Below are 22,291 nucleotides of genomic sequence, written 5' to 3' on the forward strand. Positions count from 1 at the left end.
AAGGCACGATGATGTCAGTCTTTTTGATTAACGATTTTGCGCTAAAGCTTCAACATAATTAACCTGAACAGGCTTGCTGAATGCCCCAGGGCGAAGCGCTTTAACTTCAGTCACAATCTTCGGTAGCGGCCAATCCAATTCAAGTAGAAGATTCGCGGCCAATAAACCTGTGCGGCCAGAGCCACCCATGCAATGCATCGCGATTTTGTCGCCTTGCTTCACAAGTTCGTGTAGCTCTGGGCTTATTGCTTTCCACTGCTCTGCGAAATCAGCTTCTGGAGCGCAATCGTCTTCAATAGGAAGGTGGAACCACTTTAGACCCAAAGCTTTAGCTTTCTCACCTAACTCACCAACGTTTTTACTCGCCATCTCTTCGCTGTTAATTGCAGTAACGATTGCCACAACACCTTGCGCTTTCAGTTGAGCAAGAGATTCATCAAGACCTAGCTCTTTAGTGCCTGGGCAAGGCGTTAGTACTAGAGCTGCGCCGTGATCAATAGATAGTTCCCAAGTAGGATGCGTCATTAATTTTTCCTCAAAACGAAGGCATGCTGAGCATGCCCTTTAAACGAATAATTTATTTATCTGCTAGACCAACAGTACGTACAAGCTCAGCTGTACGTGTTGCGTAGCCCATTTCATTGTCATACCAAGCGTAGATCTTCAACATGCGAGTGCCGACAAGCATAGTAGATAGACCGTCAACGATAGTAGAGCGTTGGTCACCCTTGTAATCGATAGAAACCAATGGGCGCTCTTCAAAGCCAAGAATGCCTTTAAGCTCATTCTCTGATGCTTCTTTTAGCAGTGCGTTGACTTCTTCTACTGTAGTATCACGCTTCACATCAAAAATGATGTCTGTTAGCGACGCATTCGCTAGTGGTACACGTACGGCATGGCCATTTATCTTGTCTTTCAACTCGGGAAAAATCTCAACGATTGCCGTTGCTGACCCCGTCGTCGTAGGAATAAGGCTCATGCCACATGCACGAGCACGACGTAGGTCTTTATGCGGTGCATCAAGGATAGTTTGCGTATTAGTTAGGTCATGAATAGTGGTAAATGCTGCCTGCTCAATACCCAATTTCTCGTGAATAACCTTAACTACAGGAGCGATACAGTTAGTAGTACATGATGCTGCAGTCACGATTTTGTGAATAGCAGGGTCGAAGATTTCATCGTTCACACCGACAACAATATTAGCAATACCTTCTTCTTTAACTGGCGCAGACACAACAACTCGCTTCACGCCTTGCTCTAGGTATTTGTTTAGGAATGATGTCTTACGATGCACACCCGTTGCTTCAATTACTACATCACAACCAGACCAATCAATTGCGTCGATCTTACGCTCTTGTGTGGTTTTCACTGATTTACCATCAATGATCATATTACTGCCATCGACAGATACTTCGTGGTGCCAGCGACCTTGTACTGAATCAAATTCCAACAAATGAGCAAGTGTCTTTGTATCACCCGCTACATCATTGATCTGAACAAATTCAACCTCAGGCCAGTCGAACGAAGCTCTTAAAGCCAAACGGCCAATACGCCCAAAACCATTGATACCGATCTTAATAGTCATCTTTTTTCCTTTATTCTCATGCAGGGTGAGGTTATTTTCGTTTACGCACAGGGCGTGTCACCTATATGTACTAATCTTTGTATGTCTTGCTGGTATTGTTCTTTCAGACAATTAGAGTCTCTCAAGCCATCTACTATTTTTTTAGCCCATCCAGGGAGATCAGTAGAGATATGGTAGTAAACCCACTGACCGCGTCGTTCATCCACCAAAATGCCAGATTGACGCATTTGAGCTAAGTGTCGAGAGATCTTAGGTTGGCTTTCTTGAAGTGCCTGCGTTAACTCACAAACACATAACGCCCCTTCACGTGCAATCAATAGCAGGCTTCGCAATCGTGTTTCATCTGAGAGCAATTTAAAGAATTGATGAGGTAACATAAGCACAACCAAATAACAATATATGAATATCCATATATATTAATCAAAAAAAAGACACCCGCAAGCAAAACTTACCGATGTCATCAAAACTTAATAAATTAAAGTAATTTTTTTAGCTAGCCTTTCGCTGCTGCAAGCAGCATTCCACAGCCAACAAACATGGAACCAAAGACCTTATTCAACTTACCAATAATCTTATCTGAGCGAATAAAGCGTCCCATCTGCGCCGCCAAACCGGTATAACCGAGCATTACCACACCATCAATTACAATTGTCGTAACACCTAAAATTAACAATTGCGGCATCTGAGGCATACTAGGGTTGATGAATTGAGGAAATAGCGCCACCAAAAACACAATCGACTTGGGGTTGGTGAGATTAATAAAGATAGCCTGCTTCAACAAAGCTACGCTTGATACCTGTTGATGGCTTTCTACGACCTTAAAGCCCTTACTATCATGCCATTTCTGAATACCAAGCCAGATAAGATACGCCACCCCTACCCACTTGATCACACTAAACGCAACCGCCGACTTAGCCACTAGCGCACCAATGCCCGCACCGACTAAGATGATATGAAAAGCCAACCCCAATTGAAGGCCAACAATAGCTGACAGGGACTTACGCATACCAAAATTAATACCGTTGGCAATAGAATTCACTGTGCCTGAGCCTGGTGCCAGGCTGAAAATGATGGCGGTGGCAACGTATGCCAACCAAATTTTTAACTCCATATTGGTGCCTATATTCACTGTCATTCTAGGATGTTATGCTGTTTGTAACGTGAACAGGGAACAAATGCAATGTCAAATAACGCGATTGATATCTGTACTCAAGAGCACGATTATGAGTATCAGATGAAATATCCGATAAGCAGCTTCTGGAACAATCGACAGCAAGGATATGTCGAGAGTAAAGATAAAAAGAAACTGTACTGGGTAAGCCTTACCTCTCCCGCCCATAGTAAGGCAATATTGATGGTAAATGGTCGTACAGAAAGTGTTTATCGCTACCAAGAGCTGTTTTACGACTTGTTCAAACAAGGCTTTGACATCTACTCCTATGATCACAGAGGTCAAGGTATGTCTGAGCGGCTGTTAGATGATCATGATATGGGGCATGTAGAAGACTTCCAAGATTATATTGATGACTTAGATGTTATCGTTAAACAGTTTGATTTCAATCGCTACAGTCGCCGTTTTATTTTAGCCCATTCAATGGGAGGCGCTATCTCAACACGCTATATTCAAACGCATCACTCTCAGCCTTTTCATGCCATTGCCCTTTGCGCTCCGATGTACGGGATCAATATGCCCTCTCCCTTGCGAGCTATTGCTAAGCCACTTTGCAAAACCTTAATTCGTTGGAAAAAGCAGCCTCATTATGCTCCGGGGCAAACCGGTTACCAAAGAACACCATTTGAGGGTAACGCCCTTAGTCACTGTAAAATTAGATTTGAATGGTCTACTGACCTGTTTGACTCAACAAAAGAGCTCCAAATGGGCGGACCAACATCACAATGGGTATGGCAGGCCATTCTTGGTTCCGAGCAGTGCGTCAAACATGCTCAAGAGGTCAATATCCCACTGCTATTGGTGCAACCTGCATTAGACACGGTTGTCGACAATAAAGCACAAAACCAGTTTATTGCTCAGCTTAGTCGAACACGCCAAGATGCTATTTTAGTGCCTATTGCGGATGCAAAACACGAGCTTTTGGTAGAGAAGGACTCACCAAGAAACCAAGCTCTCGATGCCATATTAGGCTTCTTTGAGCAATAAAAAAAGGAAAAGAGGAAACGCAGGTTTACCCTCTTTCTTCCTCAATTATTATCGTAATATGAACTTGCTTCTGAAAATAAGAGAAAGGGTATGACCTTGAACAAAACTGCTTTTGAACATATTTCTATTGTCGCTTCCGATTTGGATGGCACACTTTTGGCCCCCGACCACCAGCTATCTGAATTTACAAAGCAGACTCTAAAGCAATTACATGAGCAAGGTTATACCTTTATTTTTGCTACCGGACGCCATCATGTTGATGTTGCTTACATTCGCGAAACCGTAGGGATTCCGGCTTACATGATCACCTCCAATGGCGCTCGTGTTCATGACATCGACGACAACCTAATGTACAGCCAAGATGTTGACCCAGAGCTCGTACAAGACATTATCGATATTATTCGCCAGGACCCTGACATCATCGTACACATCTATCAAGATGAGAAGTGGTGGGTAAATCAAACTGATGAACAATTACTGTCTTTCAGCAAACAATCTGGGTTCTCTTTTGATGTCTTTGATGACAGCAATGCACCAAAAGACGGTGTTGCCAAAATCTTCTTTACGCATAAGAGCCACGACCACCTAGCGTTATTTGAAGACAAACTGAATCAAAAGTTTGGCAATGAATTGAACATAGCTTTCTCTACACCTTGGTGCCTAGAGGTTATGCAAGGCAATGTATCTAAAGGTCATGCATTGCAAGCCGTAGCCAAGTCTCTTGGCAAAGAGCTATCACACTGCATCGCTTTTGGTGATGGGATGAATGACGCCGAAATGCTTTCTATGGCAGGTATGGGTAAAGTAATGCAAACCTCTCACCCTAAAGTAAAAGCGGCACTGCCAAATAATGAAGTTATTGGCAGCAATGAAGATGACGCTGTAGCTCACTATCTGGTTGAACACCTGCTAAGATAGGCATTAAATTCATCGCCTTACAGCAGACTAGATAATGAAAAAGTACGCTCTATTTTCTATTGTTAGCTCCTTAACTTTGCTCGGCTGCAGTAGCACCGAGCCTCAACCTTCAGCCAATCAAGACGAAGCTCTCACTTCCATTGAGCTCGCTCCGAATAAGCAAGCTCCTGCTCGCGTTCTTTTACGAGGACAGATTGTTGTCGGCCACGAATCTCGTACTATCCAGCCTTGTAATAGCAATGCTACCTACTGGCTCAATCTACCTGAGCCCGTGCGCAATATCGCACAATCAATGGCAACCAAGCCTTACCAGCCTATGTATGCAGAGGTGTTTGGTTATTTTGAGCCAGCAACCACAGGCTTCGCTGAAGAATTTGGTAGCCAGTTTATTGTTACTGAATTCAATATCATAACGGCTGAGAACCCTAACCGTTGTGATCAACCGACTCGTGATGCTCGCGCTTTTGGCAATGAACCCTCTTGGTCTGCAGGTATCACTGACAATGCTATAACCCTCATGCAATTGGGCAAAGAAACACAGGTTTTCCCCGTAGTAAATCTAGAGCAAGACACAAAGGGAATGCGCTACGACTTAACGCAAGGCAGGCTCGAGATTAGCAACAAGGTATGCCGCGATACCATGAGCGATTCTATCTACGGCTGGAGCGCACAGCTAACAACAAAAGATCAAACCTACGTTGGGTGCAGTACAGATTCAAATGACTCAAGCGATCTATCTGCCGGAGAATATTTCCAATCTATCGATAATACAACTCATCTGACCTTGTCTTTACGTCCAGATCATCAGGCTGAAACTCGTTATTCATATACAGATGGCAGTGATGATGTGGTCGAAAGTGGCTACTGGCAAACTCTAGAAAGTGGACTTGTACAAGTCACATCGGTTACCTATCAAGGGCAAAAAATCATTGCTACACGTGAGTTTGAACTAAAAATCGATACTCTCTCGACTGAACATGAAACCATTAACGGTGCAACGTATCCATTAACTAATGGTGGATTGACCCTCAAGAAAGCTCAGTGATGCCTTGTTCAAACTGTGGATTTACCCACAACTGCGTCTGCGAACAATTACCTAGGTTTGATGACTCCATCCAGGTGGCACTGCTGTGCCACCCCAATGAACTGAAAAGAGAAACCAATACAGGGAAGATACTCCTTTGGAGCTTGCCTGGGGTTAAACAGTTTGAATGGAACCGAAAAGAACCACCAACAGATTTATTGGCACTTATAGAAAAGCACCCAAAGCCTATGTTGCTGTTTCCAAATGAGCATAGCTACCCTATTGAGCAGAACACAGCAGATAAAGAGCCTAGGCTGTACATAGTATTAGATGCGACTTGGCAAGAAGCGAAGAAAATGTGGCGACAGAGTCCTTGGCTACAAGCCCTTTCTCAAGGTCATCTTCAACCTTCTAATCACTCAAACTACAGCTTGAGAAGAAATCAGAACGAAGGAAACCTATGTACGTGTGAGGTTGGCGTTGAGCTCATGAAACTTGAAGGGTTAAACAAACAGTCGGAGGAATTAAACCGCTTTTTGCAGCTATATCTTCAGGTATTTCAAGCTGATCGCTGTGGACACGCGCTTAACTTAAATAAAGTGAAGTAACTGCTCGATTCGATTGATCTCTACGTCAGGCATCACCTTGATCTTAATCTGAGATTCAATGCCGTTTGTTGTGTCATTGAACCAAGCGGCTTGAAATCCCGCCGCCTTAGCACCGAGTACATCGCTCACAAGGTGATCACCGACATGCAAAATCGAGGCTCCTGGAATATCAAGTAACTCAGTTGCTCGTAGAAACATATCAGCGCTAGGCTTAGCGTCACCATCAGGTCCCGCTTTTAGCGTATAAGCAAAATAACCTTGCAGGCCAATACGCTCAATATCCACATTACCGTTAGTAATAGCAACCAGAGGCAGTTTCGCTGCAATCGCTTTTAGTGTGCTATGCGTTTCTTCTGGAATCTCTACACGGTTACGCAATACCGTCACTTGATACATAGTGTCTTGAATCGCTTGTGTCTGACTATCACCAATAACACCGATACGAGTAAAAGCATAGCCAAGCTGAGTTTCCCTAGCAAAGGTCACATCATTGCGACAACGTTCATTACTCTGTAGCGCTTGTCGTTTTAAGGCACGCCAATGCTCTTCAGTGAACTGCCCCAAACGAGGAAAAGACTCGATTAGCCAACTGCGTAGGTCTCGTTCTAGACGCCTAATCACCGGGTGATTGTCATACAATGTATCATCAAGGTCGAAGGTCATTGCATGAACTGGATCTAGGCTTCGAAAAAAACGCATTACGACTCCGGTTTCTTTTTCGCTCTAGGGTGCGCCTTATCATAGGCTTGAGCTAAATGCTGAAAATCTAAGTGTGTATACACTTGCGTAGTAGATAGGCTCTCATGACCTAACATCTCCTGCACTGCTCGTAGGTTTCCGCTAGACTCCAAAATATGAGTAGCAAAGGAGTGTCTAAGTTTATGGGGCGTCACATGGCTCGATACCCCTTGCTTAATGCCCCACTCAGACAAACGCTTTTGCACATTTCTGTGCGAAATGCGCGTACCTCGCTTAGAGATGAACAAGGCCTCATTCTCTACTTTAAGAAGGGCTGGGCGCTCCTTTAGCCATAGTAGAATCCAACGCTTTGCCTCACCACTAAAGAGAACGATACGCTCTTTATCGCCCTTACCAATAACGCGAATCTCACCACGGTCGCCCTGAACGTCTCTGATATTGAGCTGAATCAGCTCAGACAGACGCATTCCGGTACCGTACATCAGCTCCATAATCGCTCTATCTCGAATCGCCAAAGGATCATCCAAATCAATATCCAACAGCTGTCCGGTTTCATCAACATCGAGATTCTTAGGCAGTCGCTTATGATTTCTTGGTGTGCTAACACCCTTAGCTGGGTTAGCAGAAAGCTCACCTTTAAGCACTAAGTAGTCTAAAAAGCTGCGCAAACAGGAGAGTCTTGTAGCTAAGCTATTAGGCTTTAACCCTTCCCTAGCTCCCTTAGCGGCAATTTGCCTAACCCAAGCAATATCCAATTGCTGCCATCCCTCAACACCAAAGCTCGTTAGCTGCTCTGCAATAGTGGATAGTTGGCGTTGATAGTTGTTTTGGGTGTGTTCGCTCATTCCTCTTTCATTGTGAAGATAAGCAATGAACGCATCGATCCAAGCCTGAAAGGCTTTAGGTATTTGATTGGGCATGTAGCGTTTGAACCTTCTGCCACTCAAGATGAAAAAGTTGGTGTGCGATAACCATAGCAAGATGATTCAAGTATAGAGTATCTTGGTTTGGCTGAAAGCGTCCGCCATCCTCACTGCAGAAGCATAGAAAACCTTCCAGGTACGGATGTTCAAATGAAATAACCGCATAAGAACCCAGTTCAGATACAGGGGTTCCTTTGGAGAAAATCAGTTCTCGGTCACTGCGCTTCAGTCTTCCCAGATAAGCACCTCTATCTGCGATATTTTTTGCCTTAAATCGAGACCAATTTTCTTTACTGATGTTCAACTGAGAGTGGACGTGCCCAACTACACCCACCACGACCTTAAGATTCATTTCTCGAGCTTTATGCTCGATAGCACTGATCACTTTCTCTCCAGAGTTCGCCATCAAAGAGCGTCGTTCTAGCTCCACAAAATGACGAAAAATTCGGTCGTTTCGGCTAACTAATGCCAATAACTCATTTTTCTCAGACTCAATAGTCTGCATCTGCTGGCGCTGACGTCTGAGTTGCAGTTCAAATAGAGAAACTGCACCCTCTTGTTGGTGAGGAATACTCAATGAATCTACGAGATATTCCCTTCCTTCGAAGAAGTCAGGGTTATCAATCAAAAACTGCTCTACGTCTGTTGCGGTAAGAAACACTTTTACCGTTGAGTCCAAAACTAATCCTTATTCTGCAAATAATTAACAGCTAATCTGACCATCAAATACATGCGTCGCACTGCCAGTCATGTATAACGGTTCGCCAGGACCTGCCCATTCGACTGCTAGCTTGCCACCCGTCAATTGAACCTCCACAGACTCATCCAATGAGCCTTGCAATATACCTACGGCAACGGCAGCACAAGCGCCGCTTCCGCAAGCTTGAGTTTCACCAGCACCGCGCTCATAGACTCTAAGAGCGATATTGTTTCTATCTACAATTTGCATAAATCCGGCGTTAACTCGCTCAGGGAAACGTTCATGAGACTCAAGCAAGGGTCCTAATTCTTCAACCTTCGCTGTTGCTACATCATCGACAACCGTAACCACATGGGGGTTACCCATACTGACAGATCCACAAAAAAGTGTGTGTTGACCGACTCTCAAGATGTAAGTTTTCTCTTTTTGCTTGGCTTTGAATGGGATTTTGCTTGGCTCAAGCTCAGGAATACCCATGTTGACTCTGACTAAATCACCTTCTGTGAGCTTAAGTACCATTTTCCCTTTTTTAGTACTGACACGAATGCTGTATTTATTCGTTAAGCCTTTCATCGCCACAAAGCGCGCAAAGCAACGTGCGCCATTGCCGCACTGTTCTACCTCTGAACCATCGGAATTAAAAATGCGGTAGTGGAAGTCCGTTTCTGGATCATAAGGCGCTTCAACCACCAACAATTGGTCGAAGCCTACACCTGTGTGACGATCAGCAAGACGTCGTATCAACTCTGGGGAGAAGAATATATTTTGAGTAATGCAGTCAACGACCATAAAGTCATTGCCTAGTCCGTGCATTTTAGAGAAATGGAAATGCATTTTGTTCTATTACTCCGGTAATGTGCTTTCTAGTTGCCATAAGCTTTCAACGCTCTCACGCTGACGAATAAGGTGTAGCTTGTCACCATCTACCATAACCTCAGCAACACGAGGGCGAGAGTTATAATTTGAGGACATAGTAAAGCCATAAGCCCCAGCAGAGCGTACCGCTAATAAATCGCCTTGCTCTAATACAAGATTGCGATCTTTACCCAAGAAGTCTCCTGTTTCACATACAGGGCCAACTAGATCATAAGTCGTTGGCTCACCTTCTCTTGGTTGCAAAGGCACAATATCTTGCCACGCCTGATATAAAGCAGGGCGCATAAGATCATTCATTGCTGCATCAATGATAGCGAAGTTCTTATGTTCAGTATGCTTGAGGAATTCAACCTTGGTCAGCAGTACACCCGCGTTTGCAGCGATCGCTCGACCCGGTTCAAAAATCAGTTCAATATTAGGGTGGTTATGTAAACGAGCCAGAAGCGCTTTCGCATAATCTGAAGGTTGAGGAGGCATTTCATCACGATAAACCACACCCAAGCCACCGCCGACATCAAGGTGCTTAATATTAATACCCTTTGCTTTTAGGTTATCAATCAAGCCAAGAAGGCGATCGACTGCATCGATGAAAGGGTCAAGATCGGTCAACTGAGAGCCTATGTGGCAATCAATACCGACAACATTCAGATTTGGCATCTCCTGAGCTATTTGATACACACGGGGTGCTTGATCAAATGCGATACCAAATTTATTGTCACGTAAACCTGTTGAGATGTACGGGTGAGTCTTAGCATCAACATCAGGGTTAATACGCAGAGATACGGAGGCTTTTTTTCCACACTCTCCTGCAACTTGATTAATTCGCTCCAGTTCAGGCTCAGACTCTACGTTGAAGCATTTGATATTAAGCTCAAGTGCTCGTTTGATCTCTTCCGCCGTTTTACCTACGCCCGAGAACACCACTTTCGACGGATCACCGCCGGCGGCAACTACACGCTCAAGCTCACCTAGTGAGACAATATCAAAGCCTGAACCCAATCTTGCCAACGCATTCAATACGCCGAGATTAGAGTTTGCTTTAACTGCATAGCAAACCAAGTGGGGAAAATCACCAACGGATTGATCGAAGGCATTCCAGTGGCGCTCTAAGGTAGCGCGAGAATATACGTAAGTTGGAGTACCAAATTGTTGTGCAACCTGGGTTAGGGGAACCCCTTCAGCCCAAAGCTGACCATCTTCCTGATAATTAAAATAATCCAAGATTTTTTCCTTTCTTCAATAACTACTGCGCGGGCTGCTCAGGTGCTTCTTGACCTGCATCGTTCGGCATATACAAAGGGCCTGTTTGACCGCAACCGGTCAAAAGTAGTGTCGAACCCAAACACAATAGCGAGATAATTTTTTTCATGATGATGTTGGTGATATATTTGACCTTGCCTCTATAATCGCACCACCATTAAGAAAAGCAATAGGAACTATGCATGAAGGACAGTGAGTTTCACCAATTGGCTGATGAACAGCTAACAAATATTGAGCAAGCTATAGAAGATTCTGGAGCGGATATCGATTTTGAAACATCAGGCAATGTGATGACATTAGAATTTGAAGACCGCACTCAAATCATCATCAATAAGCAAGAACCAATGCGTGAAATCTGGTTAGCCTCTAAATCGGGTGGATATCATTTTTCTATGCAAGAAGGGGCTTGGATGTGCTCTAAGACTGGCTTGGAACTAATGGCGTTGGTTAAAGCTGAATGTGAAAAGCAAGCAGGTGAAGAGATAGACTGGGTATAAACCCAGCCTGTCAGCCACTAGATACCCACCACTGCGGATGGGGTGGAGTGGAGTTCGCTATCACTGCGATATGGCACGATGAAGCTATCTTGATCGTGCTGATGAATAATTTGGTAATACTGAGGCAGATTAAAGTTTGCCTTCGCACCAACGCGATTTAAGCCATTGGTGTAGAAGTTATTCACTTCGCTCACTACTTCATTCTTATCATGGCTGTATCTGTGATAAGCCTCTGCGGCATTGTTTTCATCCAACACATAGATATTAAAGCCGTCTTCCGTATCTTCGAAAAAGAACTGAATCAGTCCCTCACTAGCAAAACCATCAATAATATCAGGCAGCGAGAAGTCTCTCTCTTTGTCCAATTTATCCAATGGAGAGCCAGTAAGTTTGTTGGTTGAGATGCTTTGATAAAACTCTACAGAGTTTTCTAACGTCTGCACAGATACACCACGACGTTCAAAGAACAAACCATACATCTTACTACCAACACCAATAGCCTTAAAACGACGGCGCTTCTCTTGCTCTACAGGTTTGAGCCTTAGCTCAATACACTCAGCAAGAAGTTGGTAAACGGTATTACGCATCAAACCACGGAAGTTTTTGCTGTAACTAAATACATCCACAGATTCTGGATGCAAAGCATCTTGGTGCATTTTGCCTAAAATTGTTTTAAGAGCATCAAGAATGCTAGTTTCGCCACGAAAGTGCAGGGTACGTACTTCATGCCATGAATTTCTATACACTAAATCAACACTGCCAATCATGCTCGTCGCATCGGTACCACAAGAAAACAGGTTCACATTGCGGCAATCCTTCTTCGCTTGGCGCGGACTTAACTTTTCAGTTGGATCATTCTCTAGATTGATGAACATTGCCAACTGACTTATCTCACAAGGGCTCGCAAGCGCCTCCATGGTCGGTCGACGTTTACGTAGAGAGAATGTATTTCTTAGGTCACTTACCATCTGATAAAGCTTATCAATGTCGATATCAGCGCTACGAACTACAGAATGCAAACGTGTAGACTCTGTAACTAGACCATTAAAGAATGACCATGCTACAAGCTTGCTTAGTGATGTGTGGTGCTCAATTGGAGACTGACCAATAATACGCTCTGGCGTTAAAGGCTGTTTGTATAAATACCAACCTTCAGGATTACTGCGCCCTTTCTCTACCTGAATAAAGCTTAAATCTGGCTCATGTAAGTCCGGGGATATTTGCTGGTTGAGCAAAGTAACCTTACCTGGCAACACTTCAAAAGCAGCGTAAAGCTTGCGCGCAAGGATAGAAATATCCTGCGGACTAATTACCGAAGTGATATCGTTGCGACGCGCAAACTGAATCAAGTTACGGTAGCTTTCCATTAGGGCATCAAGCAAGTTGTGATGCACACCCTTAACACGCTCGACCTTCCAGTCGCGACGCGTATCAAGTTCAAAAATATCGTGCTCGTCCCAGCCCCAGCTCAAGGTCATCTGCTGCATCGCCTTGCGACGCCAAGAGACCGAGCCTAATTTTGGCTCCTGAGATAATTTCTCGTGCGTTTTCAGATAAAAACATCGACGTACAAGATCAAGACGAGTTTGATCACCAATCCTTTGCAAGTATCGAGTTACTTTTTCTAGCATCACATAATAAGCATCCATACCGTAAAGGTCGGGCTCGTGAGCAAAGAATCTGCGTTTAGTATCAATACTTAATAATTGGGTCTGCGGGTATTCCCATGAATATGCTTCAAGCAAAATCGCCTTCAGCACTGACTTGTAAGGTGAATCTATACTTTTGAACAACTGCCAAAGGCTAGATCCGAAATATTCTTCTGCTGGAATCTTGTTAAGCTGTCCAAAATCGAGCCATTCATTACAGTCGATCTCTCCACTGTTGCATAGCTCTAATACGTACTGCTCATAACACTCTTCCATTTCAGGAGGAACGATGCTCCACAACAGGCGTTGACCTGCCATACGCATAGCTGAACGATAAAATTCATCCAAAAGCAGCATGTGCTGAGAAGAGCCACAATTATCCCCTGTCATCGCTTCACTCTTGTTGGACTGCTTGAATCGCTGGTCGTCCATCAAGAAAAAGTTAGCTTCAATACCCTGTTGTTGTGCCCATTCAGTAATTTTCAAGCACTTGTTCGCCAGTTCACTTCGCTTCTGTGACGGCATTTCAGGAGAGATACACACCCAAATATCGAGGTCACTGGTTAAACTCTGACCAATAGAAGAAGTACTTCCCATGGTGTATAGAGCTAAAATATCAATATGGGTAGGCGCAGGGATCTCTTCCCCTGTTGAACGTGCGCAACTGTCGAGAAATTGGCGTTGTTCAAGATCAGCAGAAAATTCGAAAATACCTTGTGGAACATCGCTAGAGATATATCCAGGTAAAGAAGGATGGTTGTAATGGAGTAAAAGTGGGATGAGTGAAAATACTTGCTTGCCTTGAGCATCCATCATGTCTAGTGCACGATGCTTACGCTGTTCATTCAGCGAATCGAGCCTAGCGATTAATGTGCGAGTATATGCTTGCAAGTCAACTTCCCAAACAAAGAAACAAAAATGTGGATGCTTTAATTTTAAACTAAAACCTCACAAAACGTGACCAATCTAACACTTTTTAGTTATCAGGTAAAGAAAATCACCTATTCTCACCTCTCAACGACAGCTAAGTTGGCAGAATAACTCAAAGATTCTAAAGGTCACGCAAATGAGAACACTGTGACCTAAACAGCGTGATTAGCATCACATATGCATACAAAACTTAACATTATGTGAGTTAGTACCGTTAAGCCGATCTCTACCCGCTGAAAAATTATATCTAGCAGTGATAGAATCACGTTATCTCTCATTTTGTTGCCTTTATTATGTCAAAACAAACTCTTCGAATTGCTACTCGCAAAAGCCCACTTGCATTATGGCAAGCTCACTACGTTAAATCTCGCTTAGAAGAGATTCACCCTGATCTGGATGTTGAGCTGATCACTATGGTAACCAAAGGCGACATCATCCTAGATACACCGCTAGCTAAAGTAGGCGGGAAAGGCTTGTTTGTTAAAGAGCTTGAAGTAGCTATGCTAGAGAAGCGTGCCGATATAGCCGTTCATTCGATGAAAGACGTACCTGTAGATTTCCCTAAGGGGCTAGGCTTAGCCGTTATCTGTGAGCGAGAAGATCCTAGAGACGCTTTCGTTTCCAATACCTATCAATCCGTTGATGAGTTACCTCAAGGTGCTATCGTCGGTACTTGTAGTCTTCGTCGTCAATGTCAAATTAGCGCGGCGAGACCAGATCTTGTCATCAAAGAATTAAGAGGCAACGTAGGCACTCGTTTAGGTAAATTGGATGATGGGCAATATGATGCCATTATCTTAGCCGCTGCAGGATTGAAACGTTTAGAGATGGAAGAGCGTATTCAGAGTTATATTGAACCAGAGTCTTCCCTTCCTGCTGTGGGGCAAGGTGCTGTTGGCATAGAGTGTCGCCTTGATGACGAGCGCGTTCTTGAACTCATTAAACCTTTAAATCATACCGATACTTCTGATCGTGTTTCAGCAGAGCGTGCTATGAACCTAGCTCTCGAAGGTGGATGTCAGGTGCCTATCGGTAGTTACTGCGTAATTACTCCAGACGATCAACTTTACCTCAGAGGCTTAGTGGGTAAGCCAGACGGTACTGAGATTATCCGAGCTGAGATTCGAGGTGAACGCTCACAAGCAATCGCTATAGGCGAAGAGCTAGCACAGGAACTACTCGCTTCAGGAGCGAAAGAGATTCTTAGCGAAGTATACAATCAGGCATAGTTTCAATGAAGGTACTTATAGTTCGACCTCAACCCTCCGCCAAAGAACTATATGATGCCTTATGTAATATAGGGGTGGTAGCAAACTACTGCCCCGTTATTTCATTTCAACAGTCCTTCCCTCCTATCAACGCCTTAAATCATCTAGCTCACTCAGAGGTGGTTATAGCCGTCAGCCAACCCTCTGTTCACTACACCAACAAAATTCTAACTAAGCAAAGCCAGAACTGGCCAACATCAGCTCAATATTTTGCCGTTGGCAGTAAAACAGCGACTTATTTACATTCAACTGCTCATCTCACCGTCAGTTCGCCTAAATCAGAAGATACCGAAGGATTGTTGGAGCTTTTGGGTTCCCATGATCTAAAGGGTAGGAAGGTAAGCATACTTAGAGGTGAAAGTGGACGGGAAATGCTTTACGAAAGCTTGCAACAAACTGGGGCGGATGTGGTCTATGTTGAAAGTTATCAGCGCCAATGGCTAAGCTTTGATGGTGAGTGTAAGGTTATACAGTGGCAACAGGACGAGGTAGACACTCTGATTGTTACCAGCTTCGAACAATTAAAATTCTTTGCACAACAAATACCTACCCAATCTAAAAATTGGTTACACTCTTTACAGTTGATGGTTCCCAGTGAAAGAGTCGCTAAACTAGCCTCACATTTAGGCTTTACTCAAATTCACAATATCAAGGGTGCATCCAATAAAGCCATCATTGACAGCATTCAGGCGAATTACATAGGAAAATAAAATGACTGACGATAAAAAACTCGATGACGACAAAAAAGTTAACAAGAGTGAATCCGTTCCAGCTTCGCCTACCCCAAAGAAAGCGCCAACACCAAGTTCTAAGAAACCAAATACTCCAAAGAAAAATGACGATAATGAGCCGAACAAACCTGCGAAACGACTCGCTATCGCTGCGGTTATTATCTCTCTACTCACAGCTGGTACTGGTTTTTATTACTTCAATCAACAAAACCAAATCCTTCAACAGCAGCTCTCTGCTGTCTCAGGGCGACTAAAAACTGCCCAGCAGACGATCAATACACAACTTCAAGATACACAGCAAACAGCGGCTCAAACTGCCAACGAAGCGGTGAACAGAACTGAAGTATTGATTGGGCAGCAACAAAAAAGCATAGAAAGCCTGCAACTTGCTATATCCGATGTAAAAGGGCGTCGTCCAAATGACTGGCTGCTCGCTGAAGCAGACTATTTAGTTAAACTTGCAGGAAGAAAGCTGTTCCTAGAGCACGATCTGGTTACTGCAACCAAGCTAATGGAAGCTGCCGATCAACGCATAGCGACACTCAATGACCCTAGCTTGGTGCCACTGCGCCAAGCTATGGCCAATGATATTACTGAGTTACGCAGTTTACCGCTATTGGACAAAGATGGTGTCGCGTTACAGCTAATTGCGCTACAAGAACAAGTCGACAAGTTGCCGCTAGCCAATGCAATATTGCCGGAAGCGACAGAAGAAGCGAAGAAGCATGTATCTAGCGATATACAGGATTGGAAAACCAATCTATCAACCTCTCTAGAGAACTTTGCTGAACACTTCATTACCTTTAGAGTTCGCGATGGTAGTGCTGTACCGCTTCTGTCTCCTCAACAGCACTTCTATTTGAGAGAAAACATCAAAGCTAAGCTGGAAACTGCAATCAAAGCAACTTACTCGGAACAAGAAGAGATCTACCGTAAAAGCCTACTTGTAGCACTTGAGTGGAGCCAAACTTACTTAGATCAAGATGCACAATCCGTTAATGAGTTTGAGAGTACATTGGATAAGTTATCAAAGGTTAAAGTGGACCTAGAGTATCCAGCTAAGCTAGAAACTAATCAGCTCATCGCAGATATTATCCGTGAACGCTTACGTAGAGAAGTTACTACTATTGTCACGGAGGAAAGCAAATGATCCGTATACTGTTTGTTTTCATCGCGTTGGGAATTGGTCTTTTTATTGGAACCCAATTTTCTGGCCAACAAGGCTATGTATTGATCTCTTTAGCTGAATACACCATTGAGATGAGTGTGACTACATTAGTCATCTTCGTCATTGGTGCTCTGATCGCTCTGTTCTTTACTGAATTCTTAGTCAAGCGTTCATTAAGAGCTTCTAGCGCTACTTGGAACTGGTTTAGTAATCGTAAGCTAAAGAAAGCTCGTAGGCTAACCAATGAGGGCATCATTAAGTTGATTGAAGGTGACTGGCAAAGTGCAGAAAAAAAGGTAATTCGCTGGTCTAACTCGCATGATATGCCATTACTGTGTTATCTCGTCGCTGCTGAAGCTGCTCACGAGCTAGGTAAAGATGACAAGCGCGATAAGTATTTTGAACTGGCCTCAAAACAACAAGGTGCCGATCTTGCCATTGGCCTAACAAAGGCCAAGCAAGCGATGGCTGAAGGTGACTTTGCCAATGCTTTTGATGTGCTATCAAGCCTTAAGCATGATTACCCAGATAATCCTCGTCTGCTAAACCTACTAAAAACCTGTTATATCCAACTCGATTGCTGGCAGCCTTTATTGGATTTACTTCCAATATTGAAGAAAACCAAGGGAGTAGATAAAGACGAATATCACAAACTTTCAGTACGAGCACATGCGGGGCGCATCTCTGAGTTATCTAATCAACAGGGTGTTGATGGTATCGTTCGCTACTGGGATCACTTACCGAAGAGTATGAAGTCTGAAAGTAAGGTCATCGTGACGTTTGCCAGTGAGTTAATCAATCGCGGAGCCGACTCAACGGCGATTACTGTGCTTAAAGAAGCAACCCAGAAGTCACCAAAAGCCGAACTACTGAATGTATTCCCAACCCTACATATCACTGATTGGTATCCTGTTTTGAGCCACCTTAAAGCTCTAGAGAAGAAGTTTAAGGACTATGGCGACCTACAAAGTGTTATCGGCCAGATATTGATGCATGAAGGTAACTGGAGTGATGCCCAAGCTTACTTTGAGTCGGCCTTAAAAATCCGACCTAACGCCATTGATTATGGTCAACTTGCCAATGCACTCCACAAACAGAACTACACCAATGCCGCTAATGAAGTCTCACAAAAAGCACTGCTATTATTGAGTAAGTAAGTTTAGTTAGCTCATTAAGTTGATTAGAAGCCGCTGTATATCAGCGGCTTTTTTTGGATCATCAGCTATCAGCTATCAGCTATCAGCTATCAGCTATCAGCTATCAGCTATCAGCTATCAGCTATCAGCTACGATGATGAAAGGACTTAGCTCAGCAGAAAGCAACAACCATGTTCACAATCAAGGTCGATGTTAGCGTCATATACAAACAAAAGCTCATTTAGCAAAGGCCCCCCAAGTACTTTGTCAGGGTTAACTGGTCTTTGTAATACTAATCACAGTAAGTAAGTGATCATAAATAGCGCAGGATAAACGCCGTTATCGGGTGTTTTAACAAGCTATGGTGAACAGTTATTTACTACGATTGGTATAAGACTTACTTTAAGCGCTTCGACAGGTGTAGAAGTAGGCCAATATTCCGGAGGTTCGATGGGGTTTAGATCAAGCACTCAACTCAGCTCCATAAAAGCTATAGATGCAAAAAAGGCCCGAGTCTTTCGACTAAGGCCTTTAATATGGCAGGGGTGGAGAGATTCGAACTCCCAACACGCGGATTTGGAATCCGCTGCTCTGCCAATTGGAGCTACACCCCTAAACTGTGATCTAAGTCTGATTTTTTTCAAGCTTCAGATTCAGAAAAACCTCGCAAAGCGAGGTTCTCTAAAATAAGTGGCGGAGTGGACGGGACTCGAACCCGCGACCCCCGGCGTGACAGGCCGGTATTCTAACCAACTGAACTACCACTCCGCACCTAATTTTTATTGTCTTGAAGTCTTACGTAAATGCTTCAATACAATCTAATTTAAAGCCTGGCGATGTCCTACTCTCACATGGGGAAACCCCACACTACCATCGGCGCTATTATGTTTCACTTCTGAGTTCGGCATGGAATCAGGTGGGTCCACAATGCTATGGTCGCCAAGCAAATTTTAAAATTCGGAAAGCTAATATCTAAAAGTTCTTAATACACATTCAAAGTTCTTACTTCGAGTCCACAAAACCCCTTGGGTGTTGTATGGTTAAGCCTCACGGGCAATTAGTACAGGTTAGCTCAATGCCTCGCAGCACTTACACACCCTGCCTATCAACGTTCTAGTCTCGAACAACCCTTTAGGACACTTAAAGTGCCAGGGAAGACTCATCTCAGGGCTCGCTTCCCGCTTAGATGCTTTCAGCGGTTATCGATTCCGAACTTAGCTACCGGGCAATGCCATTGGCATGACAACCCGAACACCAGAGGTTCGTCCACTCCGGTCCTCTCGTACTAGGAGCAGCCCCCTTCAATCTTCCAACGCCCACGGCAGATAGGGACCGAACTGTCTCACGACGTTCTAAACCCAGCTCGCGTACCACTTTAAATGGCGAACAGCCATACCCTTGGGACCGACTTCAGCCCCAGGATGTGATGAGCCGACATCGAGGTGCCAAACACCGCCGTCGATATGAACTCTTGGGCGGTATCAGCCTGTTATCCCCGGAGTACCTTTTATCCGTTGAGCGATGGCCCTTCCATTCAGAACCACCGGATCACTATGACCTGCTTTCGCACCTGCTCGAATTGTCATTCTCGCAGTCAAGCGGGCTTATGCCATTGCACTAACCACACGATGTCCAACCGTGTTTAGCCCACCTTCGTGCTCCTCCGTTACTCTTTGGGAGGAGACCGCCCCAGTCAAACTACCCACCAGGCACTGTCCGCAATCCCGATAAGGGACCAACGTTAGAACATCAAGCATACAAGGGTGGTATTTCAAGGACGGCTCCAACGATACTAGCGTACCGTCTTCAAAGCCTCCCACCTATCCTACACATGTAGGGTCAATGTTCAGTGCCAAGCTGTAGTAAAGGTTCACGGGGTCTTTCCGTCTAGCCGCGGGTACACTGCATCTTCACAGCGATTTCAATTTCACTGAGTCTCGGGTGGAGACAGCGTGGCCATCATTACGCCATTCGTGCAGGTCGGAACTTACCCGACAAGGAATTTCGCTACCTTAGGACCGTTATAGTTACGGCCGCCGTTTACCGGGGCTTCGATCAAGAGCTTCGACCGAAGTCTAACCCCATCAATTAACCTTCCGGCACCGGGCAGGCGTCACACCGTATACGTCATCTTACGATTTTGCACAGTGCTGTGTTTTTAATAAACAGTTGCAGCCACCTGGTATCTGCGACTCCTAGTAGCTCCATCCGCAAGGGACTTCACCGCCAAGAGCGTACCTTCTCCCGAAGTTACGGTACCATTTTGCCTAGTTCCTTCACCCGAGTTCTCTCAAGCGCCTTGGTATTCTCTACCCGACCACCTGTGTCGGTTTGGGGTACGATTTCTTATAATCTGAAGCTTAGAGGCTTTTCCTGGAAGCATGGCATCAATGACTTCACTGCACGTAGCAGCTCGACATCGTATCTCAGCGTTAAGAAAGTCCGGATTTACCTAAACTTTCCGCCTACATACTTGAACCTGGACAACCATCGCCAGGCCCACCTAGCCTTCTCCGTCCCCCCATCGCAATTATAAGAAGTACGGGAATATTAACCCGTTTCCCATCGACTACGCCTTTCGGCCTCGCCTTAGGGGTCGACTTACCCTGCCCCGATTAACGTTGGACAGGAACCCTTGGTCTTCCGGCGAGGGAGTTTTTCACTCCCTTTATCGTTACTCATGTCAGCATTCGCACTTCTGATACGTCCAGCAGCCCTTACAGACCACCTTCAACCGCTTACAGAACGCTCCCCTACCCCGCATACAAAAGTATGCAGCCGCAGCTTCGGTGTATAGCTTAGCCCCGTTACATCTTCCGCGCAGGCCGACTCGACCAGTGAGCTATTACGCTTTCTTTAAATGATGGCTGCTTCTAAGCCAACATCCTGGCTGTCTGAGCCTTCCCACATCGTTTCCCACTTAGCTATACTTTGGGACCTTAGCTGGCGGTCTGGGTTGTTTCCCTCTCCACGACGGACGTTAGCACCCGCCGTGTGTCTCCCGGATAGTACTCAATGGTATTCGGAGTTTGCAAAGGGTTGGTAAGTCGGGATGACCCCCTAGCCTTAACAGTGCTCTACCCCCATTGGTATTCGTCCGAGGCGCTACCTAAATAGCTTTCGGGGAGAACCAGCTATCTCCAGGTTTGATTGGCCTTTCACCCCTAGCCACAAGTCATCCGCTAATTTTTCAACATTAGTCGGTTCGGTCCTCCAGTTGATGTTACTCAACCTTCAACCTGCCCATGGCTAGATCACCTGGTTTCGGGTCTAATTCTAGCAACTCGACGCCCAGTTAAGACTCGGTTTCCCTACGGCTCCCCTATACGGTTAACCTTGCTACTAAAATTAAGTCGCTGACCCATTATACAAAAGGTACGCAGTCACGCTTCGAGGCGCTCCTACTGCTTGTACGTACACGGTTTCAGGTTCTATTTCACTCCCCTCACAGGGGTTCTTTTCGCCTTTCCCTCACGGTACTGGTTCACTATCGGTCAGTCAGTAGTATTTAGCCTTGGAGGATGGTCCCCCCATGTTCAAACAGGATATCACGTGTCCCGCCTTACTCGTTTTCACTTAAAATGCGTTGTCGGTTACGGGGCTATCACCCTATACTGCGAGACTTTCCAGACTCTTCACCTGACGCATTAAAAGCTTAAGGGCTAATCCAATTTCGCTCGCCGCTACTTTCGGAATCTCGGTTGATTTCTCTTCCTCCGGGTACTTAGATGTTTCAGTTCCCCGGGTTTGCCTCGTTATGCTATGTATTCACATAACGATACGTGCTTATGCACGTGGGTTTCCCCATTCAGAAATCCCAGACTCAAATGGTTATTACTACCTAATCTGGGCTTATCGCAAGTTATTACGTCTTTCATCGCCTCTGACTGCCAAGGCATCCACCGTGTACGCTTAGTCACTTAACCATACAACCCCAAAGGGTCTTGCTTAACGCAATACGCTTGCTACAGCGTAGTATGACGTTTCCAAGGTGCGTTATCTCTTTATTATGAGCGAGATAACATTCGATTTTGCCGGACTCAAATTTGAATGCACTCTGGCAAGAGTACATTCCCAAGAACACTTGAATGTGTGTTGGTACCTACATCATAAAGACATAGGATTTGAGAACTTTTAAATTTGAACAACAATGAAATCACA

General features: G+C 44.7%; 20 protein-coding genes, 2 tRNA genes and 2 rRNA genes. 9 read left to right on the forward strand and 15 right to left on the reverse strand.

Annotation, left to right across the window (positions count from 1 at the left end):
- Window positions 1-27 precede the first annotated feature (27 nt).
- The 4 genes from OCU48_RS12850 to rhtB form a co-directional block, all read right to left on the reverse strand.
- Window positions 28-525, reverse strand: coding sequence for a phosphatase domain-containing putative toxin (locus OCU48_RS12850; protein ID WP_141345548.1), 498 nt, complete (start codon window positions 523-525; stop codon window positions 28-30).
- Between the two features lie 52 nt (window positions 526-577).
- Window positions 578-1,585: an ArsJ-associated glyceraldehyde-3-phosphate dehydrogenase gene (locus OCU48_RS12855; RefSeq protein ID WP_141345547.1), complete on the reverse strand. Its 1,008-nt coding sequence runs from the start codon at window positions 1,583-1,585 to the stop codon at window positions 578-580.
- A 41-nt stretch (window positions 1,586-1,626) separates the two neighbouring features.
- On the reverse strand, window positions 1,627-1,962 hold the full coding sequence (locus OCU48_RS12860) for a metalloregulator ArsR/SmtB family transcription factor (protein ID WP_141345546.1): 336 nt from the start codon (window positions 1,960-1,962) through the stop codon (window positions 1,627-1,629).
- Window positions 1,963-2,078: 116 nt separating this feature from the next.
- Window positions 2,079-2,696 carry a homoserine/homoserine lactone efflux protein gene (gene rhtB / locus OCU48_RS12865; protein WP_141345545.1) on the reverse strand — a complete coding sequence of 206 codons (618 nt, stop codon included), beginning with the start codon at window positions 2,694-2,696 and terminating at the stop codon, window positions 2,079-2,081.
- Window positions 2,697-2,765: 69 nt separating this feature from the next.
- On the opposite strand from rhtB, the gene OCU48_RS12870 reads away from it, so the two are divergent.
- The 4 genes from OCU48_RS12870 to OCU48_RS12885 all read left to right on the forward strand — a co-directional run bounded on the left by OCU48_RS12870 (window position 2,766) and on the right by OCU48_RS12885 (window position 6,293).
- On the forward strand, window positions 2,766-3,743 hold the full coding sequence (locus OCU48_RS12870; protein WP_141345544.1) for an alpha/beta fold hydrolase: 978 nt from the start codon (window positions 2,766-2,768) through the stop codon (window positions 3,741-3,743).
- A 90-nt stretch (window positions 3,744-3,833) separates the two neighbouring features.
- Window positions 3,834-4,661, forward strand: coding sequence for a Cof-type HAD-IIB family hydrolase (locus tag OCU48_RS12875; RefSeq protein WP_141345543.1), 828 nt, complete (start codon window positions 3,834-3,836; stop codon window positions 4,659-4,661).
- A gap of 34 nt (window positions 4,662-4,695) precedes the next feature.
- Window positions 4,696-5,706, forward strand: a complete 1,011-nt coding sequence (locus tag OCU48_RS12880) for a COG3650 family protein (RefSeq protein WP_141345542.1) — start codon at window positions 4,696-4,698, stop codon at window positions 5,704-5,706.
- Window positions 5,703-6,293 carry a tRNA-uridine aminocarboxypropyltransferase gene (locus tag OCU48_RS12885; protein WP_141345541.1) on the forward strand — a complete coding sequence of 197 codons (591 nt, stop codon included), beginning with the start codon at window positions 5,703-5,705 and terminating at the stop codon, window positions 6,291-6,293. The genes OCU48_RS12880 and OCU48_RS12885 overlap by 4 nt, the downstream gene beginning before the upstream one ends.
- Here the strand turns inward: OCU48_RS12885 and OCU48_RS12890 are convergent.
- The 6 genes from OCU48_RS12890 to lptM are packed head-to-tail and all read right to left on the reverse strand — an operon-like array spanning window position 6,276 to window position 10,860.
- The gene (locus OCU48_RS12890; RefSeq protein WP_141345540.1) at window positions 6,276-6,992 is read right to left on the reverse strand and encodes an HAD-IA family hydrolase; all 717 of its coding nucleotides are present in this window, start codon (window positions 6,990-6,992) and stop codon (window positions 6,276-6,278) included. The genes OCU48_RS12885 and OCU48_RS12890 overlap by 18 nt on opposite strands.
- Window positions 6,992-7,912, reverse strand: a complete 921-nt coding sequence (gene xerC, locus OCU48_RS12895; RefSeq protein WP_141345539.1) for a tyrosine recombinase XerC — start codon at window positions 7,910-7,912, stop codon at window positions 6,992-6,994. Before xerC ends, OCU48_RS12890 begins: the two co-directional genes overlap by 1 nt.
- Window positions 7,893-8,594, reverse strand: a complete 702-nt coding sequence (locus tag OCU48_RS12900; RefSeq protein ID WP_141345538.1) for a DUF484 family protein — start codon at window positions 8,592-8,594, stop codon at window positions 7,893-7,895. The genes xerC and OCU48_RS12900 overlap by 20 nt, the downstream gene beginning before the upstream one ends.
- A 24-nt stretch (window positions 8,595-8,618) precedes the next feature.
- Complete coding sequence (gene dapF / locus OCU48_RS12905; protein WP_141345537.1) at window positions 8,619-9,449, reverse strand: diaminopimelate epimerase; 831 nt, start codon at window positions 9,447-9,449, stop codon at window positions 8,619-8,621.
- A gap of 9 nt (window positions 9,450-9,458) precedes the next feature.
- Window positions 9,459-10,712: a diaminopimelate decarboxylase gene (lysA, locus tag OCU48_RS12910; RefSeq protein WP_141345536.1), complete on the reverse strand. Its 1,254-nt coding sequence runs from the start codon at window positions 10,710-10,712 to the stop codon at window positions 9,459-9,461.
- 22 nt (window positions 10,713-10,734) lie between these two features.
- Complete coding sequence (gene lptM, locus OCU48_RS12915; RefSeq protein ID WP_141345535.1) at window positions 10,735-10,860, reverse strand: LPS translocon maturation chaperone LptM; 126 nt, start codon at window positions 10,858-10,860, stop codon at window positions 10,735-10,737.
- 73 nt (window positions 10,861-10,933) lie between these two features.
- Here lptM and cyaY point away from each other — a divergent pair, with 73 nt between their 5' ends.
- On the forward strand, window positions 10,934-11,248 hold the full coding sequence (gene cyaY, locus OCU48_RS12920) for an iron donor protein CyaY (RefSeq protein WP_141345534.1): 315 nt from the start codon (window positions 10,934-10,936) through the stop codon (window positions 11,246-11,248).
- Between the two features lie 17 nt (window positions 11,249-11,265).
- Here the strand turns inward: cyaY and OCU48_RS12925 are convergent, their stop codons facing one another.
- Window positions 11,266-13,788: a class I adenylate cyclase gene (locus OCU48_RS12925; protein WP_141345533.1), complete on the reverse strand. Its 2,523-nt coding sequence runs from the start codon at window positions 13,786-13,788 to the stop codon at window positions 11,266-11,268.
- Between the two features lie 332 nt (window positions 13,789-14,120).
- On the opposite strand from OCU48_RS12925, the gene hemC reads away from it, so the two are divergent.
- The 4 genes from hemC to OCU48_RS12945 are packed head-to-tail and all read left to right on the forward strand — an operon-like array spanning window position 14,121 to window position 18,151.
- Window positions 14,121-15,056, forward strand: a complete 936-nt coding sequence (hemC, locus tag OCU48_RS12930) for a hydroxymethylbilane synthase (RefSeq protein WP_141345532.1) — start codon at window positions 14,121-14,123, stop codon at window positions 15,054-15,056.
- Between the two features lie 5 nt (window positions 15,057-15,061).
- The gene (locus OCU48_RS12935; protein WP_141345531.1) at window positions 15,062-15,805 is read left to right on the forward strand and encodes a uroporphyrinogen-III synthase; all 744 of its coding nucleotides are present in this window, start codon (window positions 15,062-15,064) and stop codon (window positions 15,803-15,805) included.
- Window position 15,806: 1 nt separating this feature from the next.
- On the forward strand, window positions 15,807-16,976 hold the full coding sequence (locus OCU48_RS12940; protein ID WP_141345530.1) for a uroporphyrinogen-III C-methyltransferase: 1,170 nt from the start codon (window positions 15,807-15,809) through the stop codon (window positions 16,974-16,976).
- Window positions 16,973-18,151: a heme biosynthesis HemY N-terminal domain-containing protein gene (locus OCU48_RS12945; RefSeq protein WP_141345529.1), complete on the forward strand. Its 1,179-nt coding sequence runs from the start codon at window positions 16,973-16,975 to the stop codon at window positions 18,149-18,151. The genes OCU48_RS12940 and OCU48_RS12945 overlap by 4 nt, the downstream gene beginning before the upstream one ends.
- A 516-nt stretch (window positions 18,152-18,667) precedes the next feature.
- Here the strand turns inward: OCU48_RS12945 and OCU48_RS12950 are convergent.
- The 4 genes from OCU48_RS12950 to OCU48_RS12965 form a co-directional block, all read right to left on the reverse strand.
- Window positions 18,668-18,744, reverse strand: a tRNA-Trp gene (locus tag OCU48_RS12950).
- A 77-nt stretch (window positions 18,745-18,821) separates the two neighbouring features.
- Window positions 18,822-18,898: transfer RNA gene (locus OCU48_RS12955), tRNA-Asp, on the reverse strand.
- Window positions 18,899-18,958: 60 nt separating this feature from the next.
- A 5S ribosomal RNA gene (gene rrf, locus OCU48_RS12960) occupies window positions 18,959-19,074 on the reverse strand.
- Window positions 19,075-19,166: 92 nt separating this feature from the next.
- Window positions 19,167-22,056, reverse strand: a 23S ribosomal RNA gene (locus OCU48_RS12965).
- Between the last annotated feature and the right edge of the window lie 235 nt (window positions 22,057-22,291).

Source organism: Vibrio inusitatus (genome assembly GCA_024346935.1).
GTDB lineage: Bacteria > Pseudomonadota > Gammaproteobacteria > Enterobacterales > Vibrionaceae > Vibrio > Vibrio inusitatus.

Coding starts and splice junctions, on each gene's coding strand:
- cyaY (WP_141345534.1), top strand. CDS start 10,934: ATGAAGGACAGTGAGTTTCACCAATTGGCTGATGAACAGCTAACAAAT.
- OCU48_RS12935 (WP_141345531.1), top strand. CDS start 15,062: ATGAAGGTACTTATAGTTCGACCTCAACCCTCCGCCAAAGAACTATAT.
- OCU48_RS12880 (WP_141345542.1), top strand. CDS start 4,696: ATGAAAAAGTACGCTCTATTTTCTATTGTTAGCTCCTTAACTTTGCTC.
- hemC (WP_141345532.1), top strand. CDS start 14,121: ATGTCAAAACAAACTCTTCGAATTGCTACTCGCAAAAGCCCACTTGCA.
- OCU48_RS12875 (WP_141345543.1), top strand. CDS start 3,834: ATGACCTTGAACAAAACTGCTTTTGAACATATTTCTATTGTCGCTTCC.
- OCU48_RS12860 (WP_141345546.1), bottom strand. CDS start 1,962: ATGTTACCTCATCAATTCTTTAAATTGCTCTCAGATGAAACACGATTG.
- OCU48_RS12940 (WP_141345530.1), top strand. CDS start 15,807: ATGACTGACGATAAAAAACTCGATGACGACAAAAAAGTTAACAAGAGT.
- xerC (WP_141345539.1), bottom strand. CDS start 7,912: ATGCCCAATCAAATACCTAAAGCCTTTCAGGCTTGGATCGATGCGTTC.
- OCU48_RS12870 (WP_141345544.1), top strand. CDS start 2,766: ATGTCAAATAACGCGATTGATATCTGTACTCAAGAGCACGATTATGAG.
- OCU48_RS12945 (WP_141345529.1), top strand. CDS start 16,973: ATGATCCGTATACTGTTTGTTTTCATCGCGTTGGGAATTGGTCTTTTT.
- OCU48_RS12890 (WP_141345540.1), bottom strand. CDS start 6,992: ATGCGTTTTTTTCGAAGCCTAGATCCAGTTCATGCAATGACCTTCGAC.
- lptM (WP_141345535.1), bottom strand. CDS start 10,860: ATGAAAAAAATTATCTCGCTATTGTGTTTGGGTTCGACACTACTTTTG.
- rhtB (WP_141345545.1), bottom strand. CDS start 2,696: ATGGAGTTAAAAATTTGGTTGGCATACGTTGCCACCGCCATCATTTTC.
- OCU48_RS12850 (WP_141345548.1), bottom strand. CDS start 525: ATGACGCATCCTACTTGGGAACTATCTATTGATCACGGCGCAGCTCTA.
- OCU48_RS12855 (WP_141345547.1), bottom strand. CDS start 1,585: ATGACTATTAAGATCGGTATCAATGGTTTTGGGCGTATTGGCCGTTTG.
- dapF (WP_141345537.1), bottom strand. CDS start 9,449: ATGCATTTCCATTTCTCTAAAATGCACGGACTAGGCAATGACTTTATG.